At 73.2% G+C, this 15,006-nt stretch carries 12 protein-coding genes; 6 read left to right on the forward strand and 6 right to left on the reverse strand.

From position 1 onward, the window contains the following. Nucleotides 1-7: 7 nt before the first annotated feature. Entirely contained in the window at nt 8-3,463 is a 3,456-nt protein-coding gene (locus tag R3E88_04825) for a HEAT repeat domain-containing protein (protein ID MEZ4215779.1), read from the forward strand. A gap of 150 nt (nt 3,464-3,613) precedes the next feature. On the opposite strand, the gene R3E88_04830 is transcribed toward R3E88_04825, so the two are convergent. From R3E88_04830 to R3E88_04855, 6 genes are all read right to left on the reverse strand, one after another. After that, nucleotides 3,614-4,336, reverse strand: a complete 723-nt coding sequence (locus R3E88_04830; protein MEZ4215780.1) for a hypothetical protein — start codon at nt 4,334-4,336, stop codon at nt 3,614-3,616. A 339-nt stretch (nt 4,337-4,675) separates the two neighbouring features. Further along, nucleotides 4,676-5,335 (reverse strand): DUF374 domain-containing protein, encoded by a 660-nt coding sequence (locus tag R3E88_04835; protein ID MEZ4215781.1) that lies wholly within the window; start codon nt 5,333-5,335, stop codon nt 4,676-4,678. Further along, nucleotides 5,332-6,225: an EamA family transporter gene (locus tag R3E88_04840; protein ID MEZ4215782.1), complete on the reverse strand. Its 894-nt coding sequence runs from the start codon at nt 6,223-6,225 to the stop codon at nt 5,332-5,334. Before R3E88_04840 ends, R3E88_04835 begins: the two co-directional genes overlap by 4 nt. Nucleotides 6,226-6,402: 177 nt before the next feature. Then, on the reverse strand, nt 6,403-7,134 hold the full coding sequence (locus tag R3E88_04845) for a hypothetical protein (protein MEZ4215783.1): 732 nt from the start codon (nt 7,132-7,134) through the stop codon (nt 6,403-6,405). A 424-nt stretch (nt 7,135-7,558) separates the two neighbouring features. Further along, nucleotides 7,559-8,290, reverse strand: a complete 732-nt coding sequence (locus R3E88_04850) for a hypothetical protein (GenBank protein ID MEZ4215784.1) — start codon at nt 8,288-8,290, stop codon at nt 7,559-7,561. Between the two features lie 406 nt (nt 8,291-8,696). Further along, nucleotides 8,697-9,428 (reverse strand): hypothetical protein, encoded by a 732-nt coding sequence (locus R3E88_04855; protein MEZ4215785.1) that lies wholly within the window; start codon nt 9,426-9,428, stop codon nt 8,697-8,699. 519 nt (nt 9,429-9,947) lie between these two features. Here R3E88_04855 and R3E88_04860 point away from each other — a divergent pair. The 5 genes from R3E88_04860 to R3E88_04880 all read left to right on the forward strand — a co-directional run bounded on the left by R3E88_04860 (nt 9,948) and on the right by R3E88_04880 (nt 15,004). Continuing rightward, entirely contained in the window at nt 9,948-10,841 is an 894-nt protein-coding gene (locus R3E88_04860; protein MEZ4215786.1) for a heme o synthase, read from the forward strand. Nucleotides 10,842-10,854: 13 nt separating this feature from the next. Continuing rightward, nucleotides 10,855-11,295 carry a DUF420 domain-containing protein gene (locus R3E88_04865; GenBank protein MEZ4215787.1) on the forward strand — a complete coding sequence of 147 codons (441 nt, stop codon included), beginning with the start codon at nt 10,855-10,857 and terminating at the stop codon, nt 11,293-11,295. 442 nt (nt 11,296-11,737) lie between these two features. Continuing rightward, nucleotides 11,738-12,391 carry a c-type cytochrome gene (locus tag R3E88_04870; GenBank protein MEZ4215788.1) on the forward strand — a complete coding sequence of 218 codons (654 nt, stop codon included), beginning with the start codon at nt 11,738-11,740 and terminating at the stop codon, nt 12,389-12,391. Nucleotides 12,392-12,558: 167 nt separating this feature from the next. Next, nucleotides 12,559-13,251, forward strand: a complete 693-nt coding sequence (locus R3E88_04875) for a cytochrome C oxidase subunit II (GenBank protein ID MEZ4215789.1) — start codon at nt 12,559-12,561, stop codon at nt 13,249-13,251. A gap of 28 nt (nt 13,252-13,279) precedes the next feature. Then, a complete protein-coding gene (locus R3E88_04880; GenBank protein MEZ4215790.1) occupies nt 13,280-15,004 on the forward strand; it encodes a cbb3-type cytochrome c oxidase subunit I in 1,725 nt (574 codons plus the stop codon). Nucleotides 15,005-15,006 lie beyond the last annotated feature (2 nt).

A 15,006-nucleotide genomic window follows, 5' to 3' on the forward strand; every position in this document is an offset into this window, starting at 1 on the left:
GCCCCGCATGCGTCGTCTCGTCCTCCAGCTCGTCGCGTTCGTCCTGCTCGCGTGCGCGTCGGGATGCCTGACGCGCGGCATGGCGATGTCCCCCGGCGATCGCGTGCTCGCCGAGGTCTACATCGCGGCGATGGTCGTGCAGGCGAAGCTGCTCCCGAATGCGCCCGGCGCGCCGGAGGGCTTCGAGGTCGAGGTCCTGCGCGAGCTCGGGACGACGACGGCCGTGGGCCTCGACGTCGCGCCGGACGGCGACGTCTTCGTCGCGGTCTCGAACCGGCTCGGCGGCCCCGAGGCGCGCGGCGTGAGCGACAACCGCTCGAAGCCCTACTGGCTCCTCGACGATCTTGCGGCGCGCACCGTCGACGATCGCCGCGCCTACATCGAGAAGTGGGCGAGCCAGGGCGGCGATCCGCTCTCCTGGTACACGTCCGATGCCGACGCGGTCGTGCGCCTGCGCGACACGGACGGCGACGGCAGCCTCGACGAGCAGCGCGAGGTCTTCGCCGTGCGCGACGTCGTGTCGGGCATCGGCTCGTCGGTGCTCGTCGACGGCGATGCGCTCTGGTACACGGCGATTCCCGATCTCTTCCGCCTCGTCGACGCCGACGGCGACGGCGAGCTCGAGGAGAGCGAGGTCGTCGCGCACGGCTTCGGCGTGACGACGTCGCTCGCGGGGCACGACCTGCACGGGCTCGCGTGGGGCCCCGACGGGCGCATCTACTTCAGCGTCGGCGACCGCGGCTACGACGTCGCGACGCGCGAAGGGCGCCACCTGCGACCTCCGATCGTCGTGAGCCGCGGCGCCGTGTTCCGCATCCTCCCCGACGGCAGCGACCTCGAGGTGTTCGCGACCGGCCTGCGCAACCCGCAGGACCTCGTGTTCGACGACCTCGGCGAGCTCTTCACCGGCGACAACAACGGCGACGGCGTCGACGAGGCGCGGCTCGTGCACGTCGTCGAGGGCGGTGACTCCGGCTGGTCGATGCCCGTGCAGACGATGGCGGGCGACTACTTCCACGGTCCGTGGGAGGCCGAGCGCCTCTGGGAGACGCGGCACGCCGGACAGCCGGCGTGGATCCTGCCGCCGATCGGCTACGTCGGGCGCGGCCCGTCGGGCGTCGCGATCGACCCGGGGCTCGGCGGCCTCCCGGATCGACTCCGCGGCCACGTCCTGATCTGCGACTACCAGTACGCCGCGCCGCGCAGCGGCGTGCGCGCGTACGAGGTCGAGCCCGACGGCGCGGGCTTCCGGCTGGCGTCGTCGGCGACGGCGATTCCCTCGGTGCTCGCGACCGACATCGTCTTCGGCCCCGATGGATGGATCTATGCGACCGAGTTCGACCAGCTCGGGGGCGGGACGAGCCGTCTGCTTCGTTATGCGCGCCCCGAGCACGTCGCCGACCCGCGCGTCGCGGAGCTCGCGGCGCTCCTGCGCGCGGGCTTCGCGCACCGCGGCGACGACGAGCTCGTCGCGCTGCTCGGGCACGCCGACCGGCGCGCTCGCAGCGGCGCGCAGCGCGCGCTCGCCGCGCGTGGCGCGGTGGAGCGGCTCGGCGCCGTCGCGCGCGACGCGACGGCGCCGCTGCTCGCGCGCGTCCACGCGCTCTGGGGGCTCGGCGAGATCGGCGCACGCCGCGCGCGCGACGCTCGCGCGACCGCTGCGCCCGCGGCGCTCGGCGCCGCGGCGGACGCAGCGCCCGGCACCTCCGCGGACGCGGCGCCCGGCGCCGCCGCCTCCGCGTCATTGGGCGCGCTCGACGACCTCGCGTGGACGCGCGACGCACCGGCCGAAGTGCGCGCGCAGGCGCTGCGCGTCGCGGGCGACGCCGGCGCCATCGGGCTCGGCGACGAGCTCGTCGCGGCCCTTGCGGACGACGGCCACCCGCGCGCGCAGCGCTTCGCGGCGGATTCGCTCGGCCGGCTCGGCCTCGCGCGCGCCGTCGAGCCGCTCGTCGAGCTCGTCCGCCGCAACGACGATCGCGACGTCGTCCTGCGCCACGCCGCCGTCCACGCGCTCGCGCGCATCGGCGACGTCGACGCGGTCGCCCGCCACGCGACGGACGCCTCGGCGGCGGTGCGCATGGCCGTGCTGCTCGTGCTCCGCCGCGCCGAGGACGCGCGCCTCGCTCGCTTCCTCGACGACGCCGAGCCGCTCGTCGTCGTCGAGGCCGCGCGCGCGATCTACGACCTGCGCGTCGCTGCGGCGATGCCGGCGCTCGCCGCGCTCGCGACGCGGCCTTTCGCGCTCGACGAGGACGGCGACGGCCCGTCGACGTACGCCCTGCAGCGGCGCGTGCTCGCCGCCAACCTCGCGCTCGGCCGCGCCGAGGACGCGCTCGCGCTCGCGAAGTTCGCGGCCGACGCCGCGCACCCGCGCGCGATGCGTGCGCTCGCTCTCGACCTGCTCGGGGAGTTCACGAGTCCCGGACCGCGCGACCCCGTCCTCGGGCTCTACCGCGAGCTCGGCGCGCGTCCGCCCGAGAGCGTGTACGCCGCGCTCGACCTCGCGGTGCCCGCGCTCGTCGGCACGGATCTCGAGGCGCGCGCGTTCGAGGTCGCGCTCGCGGCGGGCCGCGTGCCGCTTCCCGACGACGACCTGCTCGCGCGCGTGCGCGGCTGGTTCGAGTCGGAGGACGTGAAGCGCGCGAGCCTTCGCGTGCTGGCCGACCGCGAATCGCCGCTGCTCGCCGACGCGATCGCGTCCGCACGCCGCTCGCGGCACGCGATGCTGCGCGCGGACGCGCTGGAGGCGCTCGCGCGCATCGATCCGGATGCGGCGGTCGACGCGGTCGCGGCGCTCGGCGAGCGCGCGACGCGCGCGGAGCGCCAGCGCGGATACGCGACGCTCGCCGCCGTCGGCAGCCCGCGCGCCGATGCGCTCCTGCGCGACGCGCTCGCGCGGCTCGCGGCGGGAGCGCTCGAGCCCGCGCTCGGACTCGACGCGCTCACTGCCGGCCGCGCGCGCGGCGCCGCGCTCGAAGCCGAGGTCGCGGCCGCCGAGCGCGCGCTCGCGAGCGACGATCCCGTGGCGGCGCGCGCGCTCGCGCTCGAGGGCGGCGACGCCGTGCGCGGCCAGCGCGTCTTCGAGGGCGCGGGCGACTGCATGCGCTGCCACGGCCCGCGCGGCGGCGGCCACGGAGGCCGCGCCGGTCCGCCGCTCGCCGGCGTCGTGCGACGGCGCGGGCGCGCCTACGTCCTCGAGTCGCTCGTCGCGCCCGCGGCCGAAGTCGTGCCCGGCTACGGAACGGTCGCGCTCGTGCTCGAGAACGGCGAGTCGTTCGCCGCGACGCTCGTGCGCGAGGAGGCCGACGCGATCGTCGTCGAGCGCGGTGGCGACGCGCGCACGATTCCGCGCGCCGAGATCGCATCGATGGGCGCGACCGCGAGCGGCATGCCGCCGATGGGCCTCGGCCTCTCGCTCTCCGACCTGCGGGACGTGATCGAGTACGTCGCGGGCCTGTGAGGCTTCGCGCGGAGCGCGGCGTCGGCGCTCTCCGCGCGCGCGACGCATCCAACGAGAGAGGGCCGCCCGGCTCGCGCCGAGCGGCCCTCGAAGATCGCGTCGCGCGAAGGCGGGTGGTGCGCACCCGCCGCGTGCGACGACCGGGCGCGACTACTTCTTGCGCAGGCCCGCGCGCGCGCCGGCGGCGAGCAGACCGAGCGCGAGTGCACCCACGCCGACGAGCGGGAGCGCCGGCACCGAGCCGCCGACGAAGGCGCCGCGCAGCAGCGACTGCCGGTTGCTCAGGCCGCCGTTGAACGTGCCCCAGACGTAGTTCGAGGCGGCCTGGAAGTCGCCGCCCGCGTCGAAGGTCCAGGTGCCGAGGTCGAAGGTCGGCGACGTGATCGGCGAGAGCCGCGTCGTCGCACCGTGCGGGAGCTGCGCGCCGGCCGTGCAGATCGTCTGCGGGCTCGCGACGCAGAAGCCGACGCCCGTGTTGGCCCAGCCGCCGAGGATGCCCCAGTCGACCGTTCCGGTGGGCGCGGTGCTACCGGGCGCCGTCTGTCCGGGCGACGCCGAGATGAAGCTCACCGCGTCGACGAAGACGTAGGCGCCGGGCCCGAACGTGGCCGTCGCGTCGAAGTCGACCCGCGTCACCCGCTGCATGTCGATCTCGACGACCGTCACCGTGCCGCCGCCGGTGTCGTTCAGGCGATAGCTGCCCTGCTGCGCGCCGGGCGTCACGCTGATGGGCGGGCACAGCGTGGTCGAGAACTGGAACTCGTCGCCCGGCGTGCCGTGCGGAGGCGTGGAGTCGTACACCTTCACGACGGCCGAAGCGGGGAGAGCGAGGGCCGCGGCAGCAGCGGCAACGAGCCAGTGGCCAAGCTTCATGATCTTCTCCTCGGTGATGGGGCCGTCCCCGATGCACGCGCCGCCCTGCGCGGCGGCCTGGCGGACGCGACGGCCTCGCCGCACGCAATGCAACCGGTGTGCCCGCACGCCCCGATCGCGAGGCGGCCGCCAGGGCCTCGCGGGTGGCGGCGGGGGGCGCGTCTCGCCGCGCGCGAGCGGGCGGCGGAGCGGCGTGCGCCGCCTCGCTGGCGCAAGCTGCGCCACCGCGAACGAACCCGGCCGCCTAGCGAGCGTGCGGTGTACCCGCCGGCTCCTCGAGCCTGTGCGCGACCGACGCGCTGCGTCATGCACCTGCAGGGGGTGGGATCGGCAGCCGGCCTAGCGTCGTCGCCGCCTAACGACTTCCTCCGCGCGCGCGCGCGCGGCCTCGAGGGCGTCGCCGAGCTCGCGCTCGTCGCCCGGGTGTGCGGCGGCGACGTCGATCGCGATTCGCGCGAACGGCAGGGGAAGGCACAGCGCGTCCCACGTTGGAAGGCGAAGTGCCGGCCGCGCCGCGCAGCCGACGACGACGAACGGCGCGCGCGCGAGTGCCGCGGCACGGGCCGCGCCCGGACGCGCGCTGCGAGCGGGGCCGCGCGGCCCGTCCGCCAGCACGGCGACGGCCGCCCCCGCGCGCACCCGCGCGACGAGCTCGCGGAGCATCACCGCGGCTCCGCGCGAGCTCGAGCCGCGCACGGGCTCGCCGTAGCCGAGGCGGGCGAGGACGAGCGCGACGCGGTCGCCGTCGCGGCTGCGGCTCACCGCCATCGCGATGCCGCGGTCGCGGAAGTGGTGCGCGGCGATCGGCCAGCTCTCGTGCCACAGCGCGCCGACGAGCGCGCCCGCGCCGCGTCCGATCGCGTCGATGGGGACGTCGCTCCGGACCGCGACGCGCCACGTCGCGCCGAGCGCGCGCAGCAGTGCGGCGACGATGCGCGCGGCGGCGCGTTCGACGAGCGGCCGACGGCGGCGGTCTGCGCGCGCCGCTTCGTCGCTCATCCCGCGATCGCCACGAGCGCGACGCCCGCGCAGATGATCACCGCGCCCGCGATGCGCGCGCTGCCCGGGCGCTCGCGCAGCCACGCGACGCCGAGCGCGACCGCGAACAGCACGCTCGACTGGCGCACGGCGACGACGTAGCTCGCCGGCGCGCTGCGCAGCGCCTCGAGCACGAGCGAGTAGCCGACGAGCGAGAACGCGAACGCGCGGAGCGCGTTGCGCAGCTCGGGCGACGAGGGCGACAGCGCCGCGCGCAGCGCGGCCGCGCGCGGCGCGCGCGCGACGGCGGGCACGAGACCGAGCGCACCGCCGAGCGACGTCAGCGCGAAGTACGCGACCGAGCGCGGCACGGGCGACGTCCACGCGACGCCATCGAGCCGCGCCATCGCGGCCTTGTCCGTCACGCCGTAGCCGACCGTGGCGGCGAGGGTGAGCAGCGCGAGTCCGGCGCCCGGCGCGATCCACGCGCGCGGATCGACGCGGCCGCGCGTCTGCACGCACCACATGCCGGCGACGACGACCGCGATGCCGACGGCGCCGGCCGCGCTCAGCCGCTCGCCGAGCAGCGGGCCCGCCGCGAACGGCAGGAAGGCCGGCGTCGAGCGCGCGATCGGGTAGACGAGCGAGAGGTCGGCGACCGCGAGCGCGCGCGCCATCCAGTAGAGGTACGCGGCGTGGCAGACGCTCGCCGCGCCGACCCACGCCCAGAACGTCGCGTCGGCGGTGCGCAGCTGCGGCGATGCGGCGAGCAGCGCGATCGCGAGCAACGCGCCCGGCGCGGCCTGCAGGAAGTTGAACAGGACGGGGTCGCGGCTCCCCTTGATCCACGCGCTCCAGAAGGCGTGCAGGGCGGCGGAGGCGAGGACGAGCGCGAGCTCGGTCGGCGTCACGGCCCGACGGTACCCCGCCCTCGCGCGCGACACGCGGCGCGGCGCCGCCGACCCCTGCCGCGCGGTGGGAGCCCGCGACGAAGAAGGGCCGCTGGCTCCTGCCAGCGGCCCTTCGGAGAGGCCGCGCGAGCCGCGTGCGCACTCGTGCGCCGCGCGTCTCGCGCTCTGCGCGCGCGGCTACTTCTTGCGGAGCACCGTGCGCGAGCCCGCGACGAGCAGTCCGATCGCGAGCGCGCCCGCGCCGAGGAGCGGAAGGGCGGGAACACCGCCGCCGACGAACGCGCCGCGCAGGAGGAACTGGCGGTTCGACGTGCCGCCGTTGTTCGTCTGGTTGATGTACGGCGAGGCGGCCTGGAAGTCGCCCTCCGCGTCGAACGCCCAGGTGCCGAGGTCGTACGTCGGCGAGTTCACGTCGGGCGACGGCTGCGTCTGACCGTGCGGCACCTGCGTTCCCTGCGTGCAGATCGTCTGCGGGCTCGAGATGCAGAAGGCCTGACCGCTGACGGTCCAGCCCGCCAGGATGCCCCAGTCGACCGAGCCGCCGGGCGCCGTGCTGCCCGTATGGGTGGTGCCGAGGGTGACGTGACGCGTGGAGTCCGAGGTCGTGAACACGTAGGAGCCGGGCCCGAAGATCGGGACGAGGGCGACCGGTCCGAAGTTCGTGTTCACGATGCGGCGCAGGTTGAAGTCGTTCAGCGTGACGGTGCCGCCGCCGTTGTCGTCGATCTTGTAGTCGCCCTGGATGAGCCCGGCACTCGACTGGATCGGCGGGCACAGCGCGACGGAGTACTGGAGCTCGTCACCGGCGGTGCCGTTCGGCGGGGTCGAGTTGTAGGTCTTCACGACGGCCGAGGCCGGCGCGGCGATCGCCGCGATGGCGAGCGCGAGAACAGCAATCGAGGAACGCATTTCGGGGGTCTCCCTCCTGGGCCCGGTCGTGCGTCCTGCACGCCGAGCGGTCTGGTCGATGATCCGGCTGCCCGCGTCGCAGGAGACTTCCGCGGTGCGGGGCAGCCCGACACGTGAGCGCGACTCCGCGGCGGTGACCAGCGTGCTGGTCGTGCGCGCTACGCCGCGGCGGCGCGCGCCGACTGCAACTCACATGCCGTGATGACGCAGCGCGTAGGCCCACGCCGCGGCGCGTCGCCGCCCACTCCGGCGCGTTTCGCGCCACGAACTTGGCGCAATATGGGCCAAGAGACGGCATGTCCCGGTCGCCGAGTGGCCCGAAAGCAGGAAGGGCCGCTGGCGGATGCCAGCGGCCCTTCGGAGAGGCCGCGCGAGCCGCGTGCACCCTCGCGGGCGCCGCGCGTCTCGCGCTCTTCGCGCGCGGCTACTTCTTGCGGAGCACCGTGCGCGAGCCCGCGACGAGCAGGCCGATCGCGAGCGCGCCCGCGCCGATCAGCGGCAGGGCGGGGACGCCACCGCCGACGAACGCGCCGCGGATGAGGAACTGGCGGTTCGACGTGCCGCCGTTGTTCGTCTGGTTGATGTACGGCGAGGCGGCCTGGAAGTCGCCCTCCGCGTCGAACGCCCAGGTGCCGAGGTCGTACGTCGGCGAGTTCACGTCGGGCGAGGGTGTCGTCATGCCGTGCGGCACCTGCGATCCCGCGGTGCAGATCGTGAGCGGGCTCGAGATGCAGAAGGCCTGACCGCTGTTGCTCCAGCCCGACAGGATGCCCCAGTCGATCGAGCCGCCGGGCGCCGTGCTGCCGGGGTGGGTGGTGCCGAGCGTCGGGCGGCGCGTGGCGTCGGAGGTGACGAACACGTAGGCGCCGGGCCCGAAGACGACGGTGATCGCGTCGGGGCCGAAGTTGGTGTTCACGATGCGGCGCATGTTGAAGTCGGTGATGGTCACCGTGCCGCCGCCGTTGTCGTTGAGCTGGTAGTCGCCCTGCATGAGGCCCGCGCTCGACTGGATGGGCGGGCAGAGCGTCGTCGAGTACTGGAGCTCGTCGCCGGGCGTTCCGTGCGGCGGCGTGGCGTCGTAGGTCTTCACCACGGCGGAGGCCGGCGCGGCGATCGCGGCGGCCGCGAGCGCGAGAATCCACTTCGAGATTCGCATTTCGAGCAGCTCCTTGTGCCGTTCGGCCGCTGCCCCCGCGCGATCGGCGGCGGTGCGTGCCGGGTTCCTCGGCCATCCCTGCGGGACCCAGCGGTCGTGGGATGGACGAAGCCGGGGCAAAGCAAGGCGCATGCCCTCGCGTACGACGCGCGTGGACGTGCACGAGCCCGCGTGCGCGGACGCGCTGGCGCGATTCGCGCCGGTCGAGTGGCGCGGGACGGAGCGGCGACGCGGTCGACGTCGTCGGGCGGCGCGCCCGGCGGCTGCGCATCGCCGCGGCCCCTTCCGCGCTCCAGGGGTGTGAAGGAAGAAGGGCCGCTGGCGGTTGCCAGCGGCCCTTCGGAGAGGCCGCGCGAGCCGCGTGCACCCTCGCGGGCGCCGCGCGTCTCGCGCTCTTCGCGCGCGGCTACTTCTTGCGGAGCACCGTGCGCGAGCCCGCGACGAGCAGGCCGATCGCGAGCGCGCCCGCGCCGATCAGCGGCAGGGCGGGGACGCCACCGCCGACGAACGTGCCGCGGATGAGGAACTGGCGGTTCGACGTGCCGCCGTTGTTCGTCTGGTTGATGTACGGCGAGGCGGCCTGGAAGTCGCCCTCCGCGTCGAACGCCCAGGTGCCGAGGTCGTACGTCGGCGAGTTCACGTCGGGCGACGGCGTCGTGATGCCGTGCGGCGTCTGCGCGCCCGCGGTGCAGATCGTCTGCGGGCTCGAGATGCAGAAGGCCTGGCCGCTGTTGCTCCAGCCTGCGAGCACGCCCCAGTCGACCGAGCCGCCGGGCGCCGTGCTGCCGGGGTGCGTGGTGCCGAGCGTCGGGCGGCGCGTGGCGTCGGAGGTGACGAACACGTAGGCGCCGGGCCCGAAGACGACGGTGATCGCGTCGGGGCCGAAGTTGGTGTTCACGATGCGGCGCATGTTGAAGTCGGTGATGGTCACCGTGCCGCCGCCGTTGTCGTTGAGCTGGTAGTCGCCCTGCATGAGGCCCGCGCTCGACTGGATGGGCGGGCAGAGCGTCGTCGAGTACTGGAGCTCGTCGCCCGCGACGCCGTGCGGCGGGGTCGAGTCGTAGGTCTTCACGACGGCCGAGGCCGGCGCGGCGATCGCGGCGGCCGCGAGCGCGAGGATGGCGTGCGAGAAGCGCATTCCGTTCTCTCCTGGTCTTGCTCTGGACTGGTTCGAGTCTCTCGGTTGCCTCCGCGCGCGCTCCGGCCCCACGGTGAGGCCGGGTGTTCGCGTCGCGGGGCAGCGCCTCGGCCTCGTTCGAGCGGGTGACCCGGCGGCTTCGGCTCTGGCGCTGCTCCCCAAAGTGGTGCAAAGCCCATGCCTCTGCGCGGGGCCGCTGAGCGCGATGCCGCAGTGCGTCGGCGTCCCGGGTGGTGCGTTCCGCTCCACCCGATGGTGCGAGGTGAGCCGAGCGCTGCCGGCGCGTTGCCGGTGCTCGTGCGACCGCGCGCAACCGTTCGCGGCGGGCGGCGCGGTGGTCGCCGCGCCGGCCGTGTGGTACTCCAGCGCCGCGCCGCGTCGTCGTCGTGCACGAGCGCCGCCGCGCACGGGCGCCGCGCACGGGGCGGGGCGCACGGGGCGGGGCGCGCCACGCTCTCCCGATTCCCATCCACTCGACGGTCGGCGCTCCCCACGATCCCAGGGCGCCGGGGGCTCGCCATGGCGACCGCGATCGGTCGGACCGTTCGCACCTATGCGGAGCTGACGAAGCCGCGGCTCCTCCCGCTCGTGCTGGTCACCGGCATCCCGGCGCTCGCGATGGCGGCGGGCGAGTGGCCGTCGTTCTCGACGATGCTCGTCGTGCTCGGCGGCATCGCGATGGCGGCCGCAGCCGCGAACACGTTCAACGCCTACATCGAGCGCGATCTCGACAAGCACATGGAGCGCACGAAGGATCGGCCGCTCCCGTCCGGTCGGCTCGCGCCTCGCGCCGCGCTCGCCTTCGGGCTCGCGCTGACGGTGCTGTCCACCGCCGTCCTCTACGCGCAGGGCGGCCCGATGGCGGCCGGGCTCGGCGTCGCCACGATCCTCTTCTACGTCTTCGTCTACACGATCTGGCTCAAGCCGCGCTCGGCGTGGAACGCGGTGATCGGCGGCGCCGCCGGCGCGGCCGCACCTCTGATCGCCGACGCCGCGGTGCACGGGACCGTGGGCGCTCCCGGCCTCGTGCTGTTCGCGATCGTGTTCTTCTGGCAGCCGCCGCACGTGTGGGCGATCGCGCTCTTCCGCAAGGAGGAGTACGCGAGCGCGGGCTTCCCCGTGCTTCCGAACGTGATCGGCGACGAAGCGACGCGCTGGCGGATCTTCTGGTACACGCTCGCGCTCGTCCCCGTGACGCTCGCGCCGGTTGTGCTCGGCCTTTCGGGCGGGCTCTATCTCGCCGTCGCCGTGGCCGCGAACGCGTGGTTCGTCGCGCACGCGGTGCGCGTGCTGCGGGAGCGCACGCCCGAGGCCGCGCGCGGGCTCTTCTTCGCGTCGCTCGGCTATCTGTTCGCGCTCTTCGCGGCGATGATCGCGGAGCTCGCGGCCGGCCTCTCTCCCGCGCTGCGCTAGCCGAGCCGCGCCCGTGAGCCCGCCCGACGCGCTCGCCGCCCTTCCCGCCGTCAACGCGTCGCTCAACGCGATCGCGTGCGGGCTGCTCGTGTACGGACGCGCGCTCGCGCGGGCGGGCCGCGAGCGCGCGCACCGCCGCGTGATGATCGCCGCGTTCGCGGTCTCGAGCGTCTTCCTGGCGCTCTACGTCGCGCACAAGTGGTCGCGCGACTTCGAGAACACGACCTTCCACGCGACCGGCCTCGCGAAGACGGCCTACCTGGCGCTGCTCGCGAGCCACGTCGCGCTCGCGACGAGCGTGCCCGTGTTCGCGATCGCGCTGATCCGGCTCGGCCTCCGCGACGAGCGCGAGCGACATCGCCGGCTCGCGCGCATCGCGTGGCCCGTGTGGCTCTACGTCTCGATCACGGGCGTCGCGATCTACGTGCTGCTCTACCACCTGAACCCGCAGTGAGCGCGCGCGCGGCGGAGGTCGCGCGGGCGGCTCGGGCGAACGCCCGAGCGCGCGCCGCGCGCGCGTCGGACGGCGCGCGGGAGACGCGCTGCAACGCAATGTGGCCTTGCCCGCCCCATACCCGTGGGCTAACCCACCGCGCGCTCGGCACACCGCGGCGAGTCGTCGCGGCAACTGCAGGCGCGACGCTCCGGTCGCGGTTCACTTTTCGCTTTTCCGGGCGCGCTCGAAGCGCGATGCTCCCGCTCCGCGCGCGGGGGGATGCGCGGGCAGCGGTCGGGCGCGGAGCAGAGGGACGCGCCGCCCGCGCGCACGCGTGCGCGACGGCTCTCGAACGACGGCTCGTACACGACGGATTCACCCCGACCTGCGGTCGGTCTCGCTATCGCCAATCGGCCCGTCTCGATCCGACGGTCCACCTGACGGGAAGCCGCCAAGCATCATGAAGCACCTCACTCTCATCGCCATCGTCGCCGTCGCGTTCGCCGCGGCGCCGCACGCGGTCGCCGAAGGCGGCGACGCCGCGAACGGAGCGGAGATCTTCGCCACGTGCGTGCCGTGCCACGGAGCGGACGGGCAGGGACGCGCGGTCGGGAAGGGCCCGGCGATCGCCGGCCTGCCGCAGTGGTACGTCGAGGGGCAGCTCGGCAAGTTCCAGAGCGGCGGGCGCGGCGCGCATCCCGACGACCACGAGGGCCTGCGCATGCGGCCGATGTCGCGATCGCTGATGAACCGCGACGGTGTCGTGAAGAGCCGCGTGCAGGATGTCGCCGCGTACGTCGCGAGCCTGCCGAAGGCGTCGCCCGCGCACACCGTCGACGGCGACGCCGAGGTCGGCAAGTCGCTCTACACGCCGTGCATCGCGTGCCACGGGCCGGCGGGCGGGGGCAACCCGGCGCTGAACGCGCCGCCCCTCGTCGGGCTGAACGACTGGTACCTGGTGCAGTCGATCGAGAAGTTCCAGGCCGGCATCCGCGGCGGCAACGCCGCGAAGGATCCGACCGGCGCGCTGATGCGGCCGATGGCGATGACGCTCACGGACGCGAAGAAGGTCAAGGACGTCGTCGCGTACATCCGCACGCTCGGCGCGAACTAGCATTCCAGCCGCGGGCGCCCGAGCGCGTCCGCCATCGAACGAGGAGACCACCGTGGCAGGACCCGAGAGGGACCCGGACGATCTCGCCTACCGAGCCTTCCTGATCACCATGGGCGGCGTGCTCTCGTTCGTCGCCGTCGTCTTCATCTTCATCCTCTGAGGCGCACATGGTCGAGATGTTCCTTCCGCAGGGCTCCACCTACGCGGGCCAGATCGACGGCGTGATCAACCTGGTCACGCTGCTCGTCGGCTTCTGGTTCACGGTCGCGCAGGTGGTCTTCTTCTGGCTGATCTTCACGCAGCGAGCGAAGCCGGGCGTGCACGCCGGCTACGTGACGGGCGAGGAGGAGTTCCCGAAGAAGTACATCGGCTGGGCGCACTGGGGCGTGCTCGCGTGCGACGTGCTCATCCTCGTCTTCGCGGTGCAGGCCTGGTACCGCGTGAAGCAGGATCTCCCGCCGGCGGAGCAGACGGTCCGCGTGATCGGCCAGCAGTGGGCGTGGACCTTCCAGCACCCCGGCCCGGACGGCCAGCTCGACACGGACGACGACATCACGACGGTCGACGAGCTGCACCTGCAGAAGGACGTCCTCTACCACTACCAGCTCGAGTCGCGCGACGTGCTGCACAGCTTCTCGGTGCCGGTGTTCCGCCTGAAGCAGGACGCGGTGCCGGGGCGCACGATCACGGGCTGGTTCAAGCCGATCATCACCGGCGAGCACGACATCCAGTGCGCCGAGATCTGCGGCATCGGTCACGGCATCATGGGCGCGAAGGTGTTCCTCGAGACGCCCGAGCAGCACGCCGCCTGGATGCAGCAGAACACCACCACCAGCCTCGCGGCCGCGGACCTGCGTTAGGCGAAGCGCGGTACCGAGGAGGAGCCCCATGGCCGAGACGATCCACACGCCGGCGCACGGACACGACGCCCACGGCGACCATCACCACGAGATGTCGTTCTGGGAGAAGTACGTCTTCCCGCTCGACCACAAGATGATCGGCATGCAGTACATGTTCACGGGCATGTTCATGGCGATGATCGGCGGGTACTTCGCCTACGTGTTCCGCACGCAGCTCGCGTTCCCCGGGCAGGAAGTGCTCTTCTGGGGGCTCGTGTCGCCCGGCGAGTACAACGCCCTCGTCACGAACCACGGCACGATCATGATCTTCTGGGTCGCCATGCCGGTGCTGATCGCGGCGTTCGGGAACTTCCTGATCCCGCTGATGTGCGGCTGCGACGACATGGTGTTCCCGAAGCTGAATCGCCTCAGCTACCAGATCTTCCTCCTGTCGGCGATCGTGCTGCTGGCGTCGTTCTTCGTGGAGGGCGGCGGCTTCGGCGGTGCGTGGACGGCCTACCCGCCGCTCTCGTCCACCTACCAGTACAACCTCACGCCGATGGGCTCGACGCTCTGGGTCGTCGCCGTCGGCCTCGAGTTCGTCGCCTTCCTGCTCGGCGGCATCAACTTCGTGACCACCGCGATGAACTCGCGGGCGCCGGGCATGCGGCTCTACGACATCCCGATCGTCGTGTGGTTCATCGTCGTCGCGAGCATCCTGTTCATGGCGTCCGTCGGCCCGCTGATCGCCGGCGCCGTGATGCTCGCGTTCGACCAGACGCTCGGCACCGCCTTCTTCGACCCGACCCGCGGCGGCGACCCGATCCTCTGGCAGCACCTCTTCTGGTTCTTCGGGCACCCCGAGGTGTACGTCGTGCTGCTGCCCGCGATCGGCATCGCGGCCGAGATCATCACGGTGTTCTCGCGCAAGAAGCTGTTCGCGTACCGCACCGTCCTCTACACGGCGTTCGGCACGGGCGTGCTGTCGTTCGCGGTCTGGGCCCACCACCAGTTCGTGGCCGGCATCGACCCGCGCATGGCCAACGTCTTCACGATCACGACGCTGCTCATCTCGGTGCCGATCGCGGAGATGTGCTTCGTCTACATCGCGACGCTCTACAAGGGGTCGATCACGCTCACCACGCCGATGCTCTGGGCGCTCTCCTTCATCGGCGAGTTCCTGATCGGCGGCGTGACGGGCATCTTCCTCGGCGCCTCGGGCTCGGACATCTACTTCCACGACACCTACTTCGTGCTCGCCCACTTCCACTACACGTTCTTCCCGATCGCGATCATCGGCGTGTACTCGGGCGTCACCTACTGGTACCCGAAGATGTTCGGCAGGATGCTGAACGACACGCTCGGCAAGCTGCACTTCTGGCTGACGATCATCCCGTTCAACCTGATCTTCCTGCCGCTCTTCGTGCTCGGCCTCGCCGGCCAGCACCGCCGCATCTACAACTACGAGCACTTCCCCGAGCTCGCGACGGACGAGCTCCAGATGCTGCGCGTGATCGCGACGGTGGCGCTCTGGGTGATGCTCGTGTCCCAGTTCATCTTCATCTACAACTTCTTCTCGAGCCTCCGGAACGGGAAGAAGGCGGGCAACAACCCGTGGAAGGCGAACACGCTCGAGTGGGTGGCTCCGTCGCCGCCGCCGCACGGCAACTTCGCCGAGATGCCCACCGTGTACCGCGGGCCGTACGAGTACTCGCACCCCGATCGCCTGAAGGCGACGGGCGAGGACTACTGGCCGCAGAACGTTCCGAACTAACG

It is taken from the genome of Myxococcota bacterium (assembly GCA_041389495.1).
Lineage (GTDB): Bacteria > Myxococcota_A > UBA9160 > UBA9160 > UBA4427 > JAWKRT01.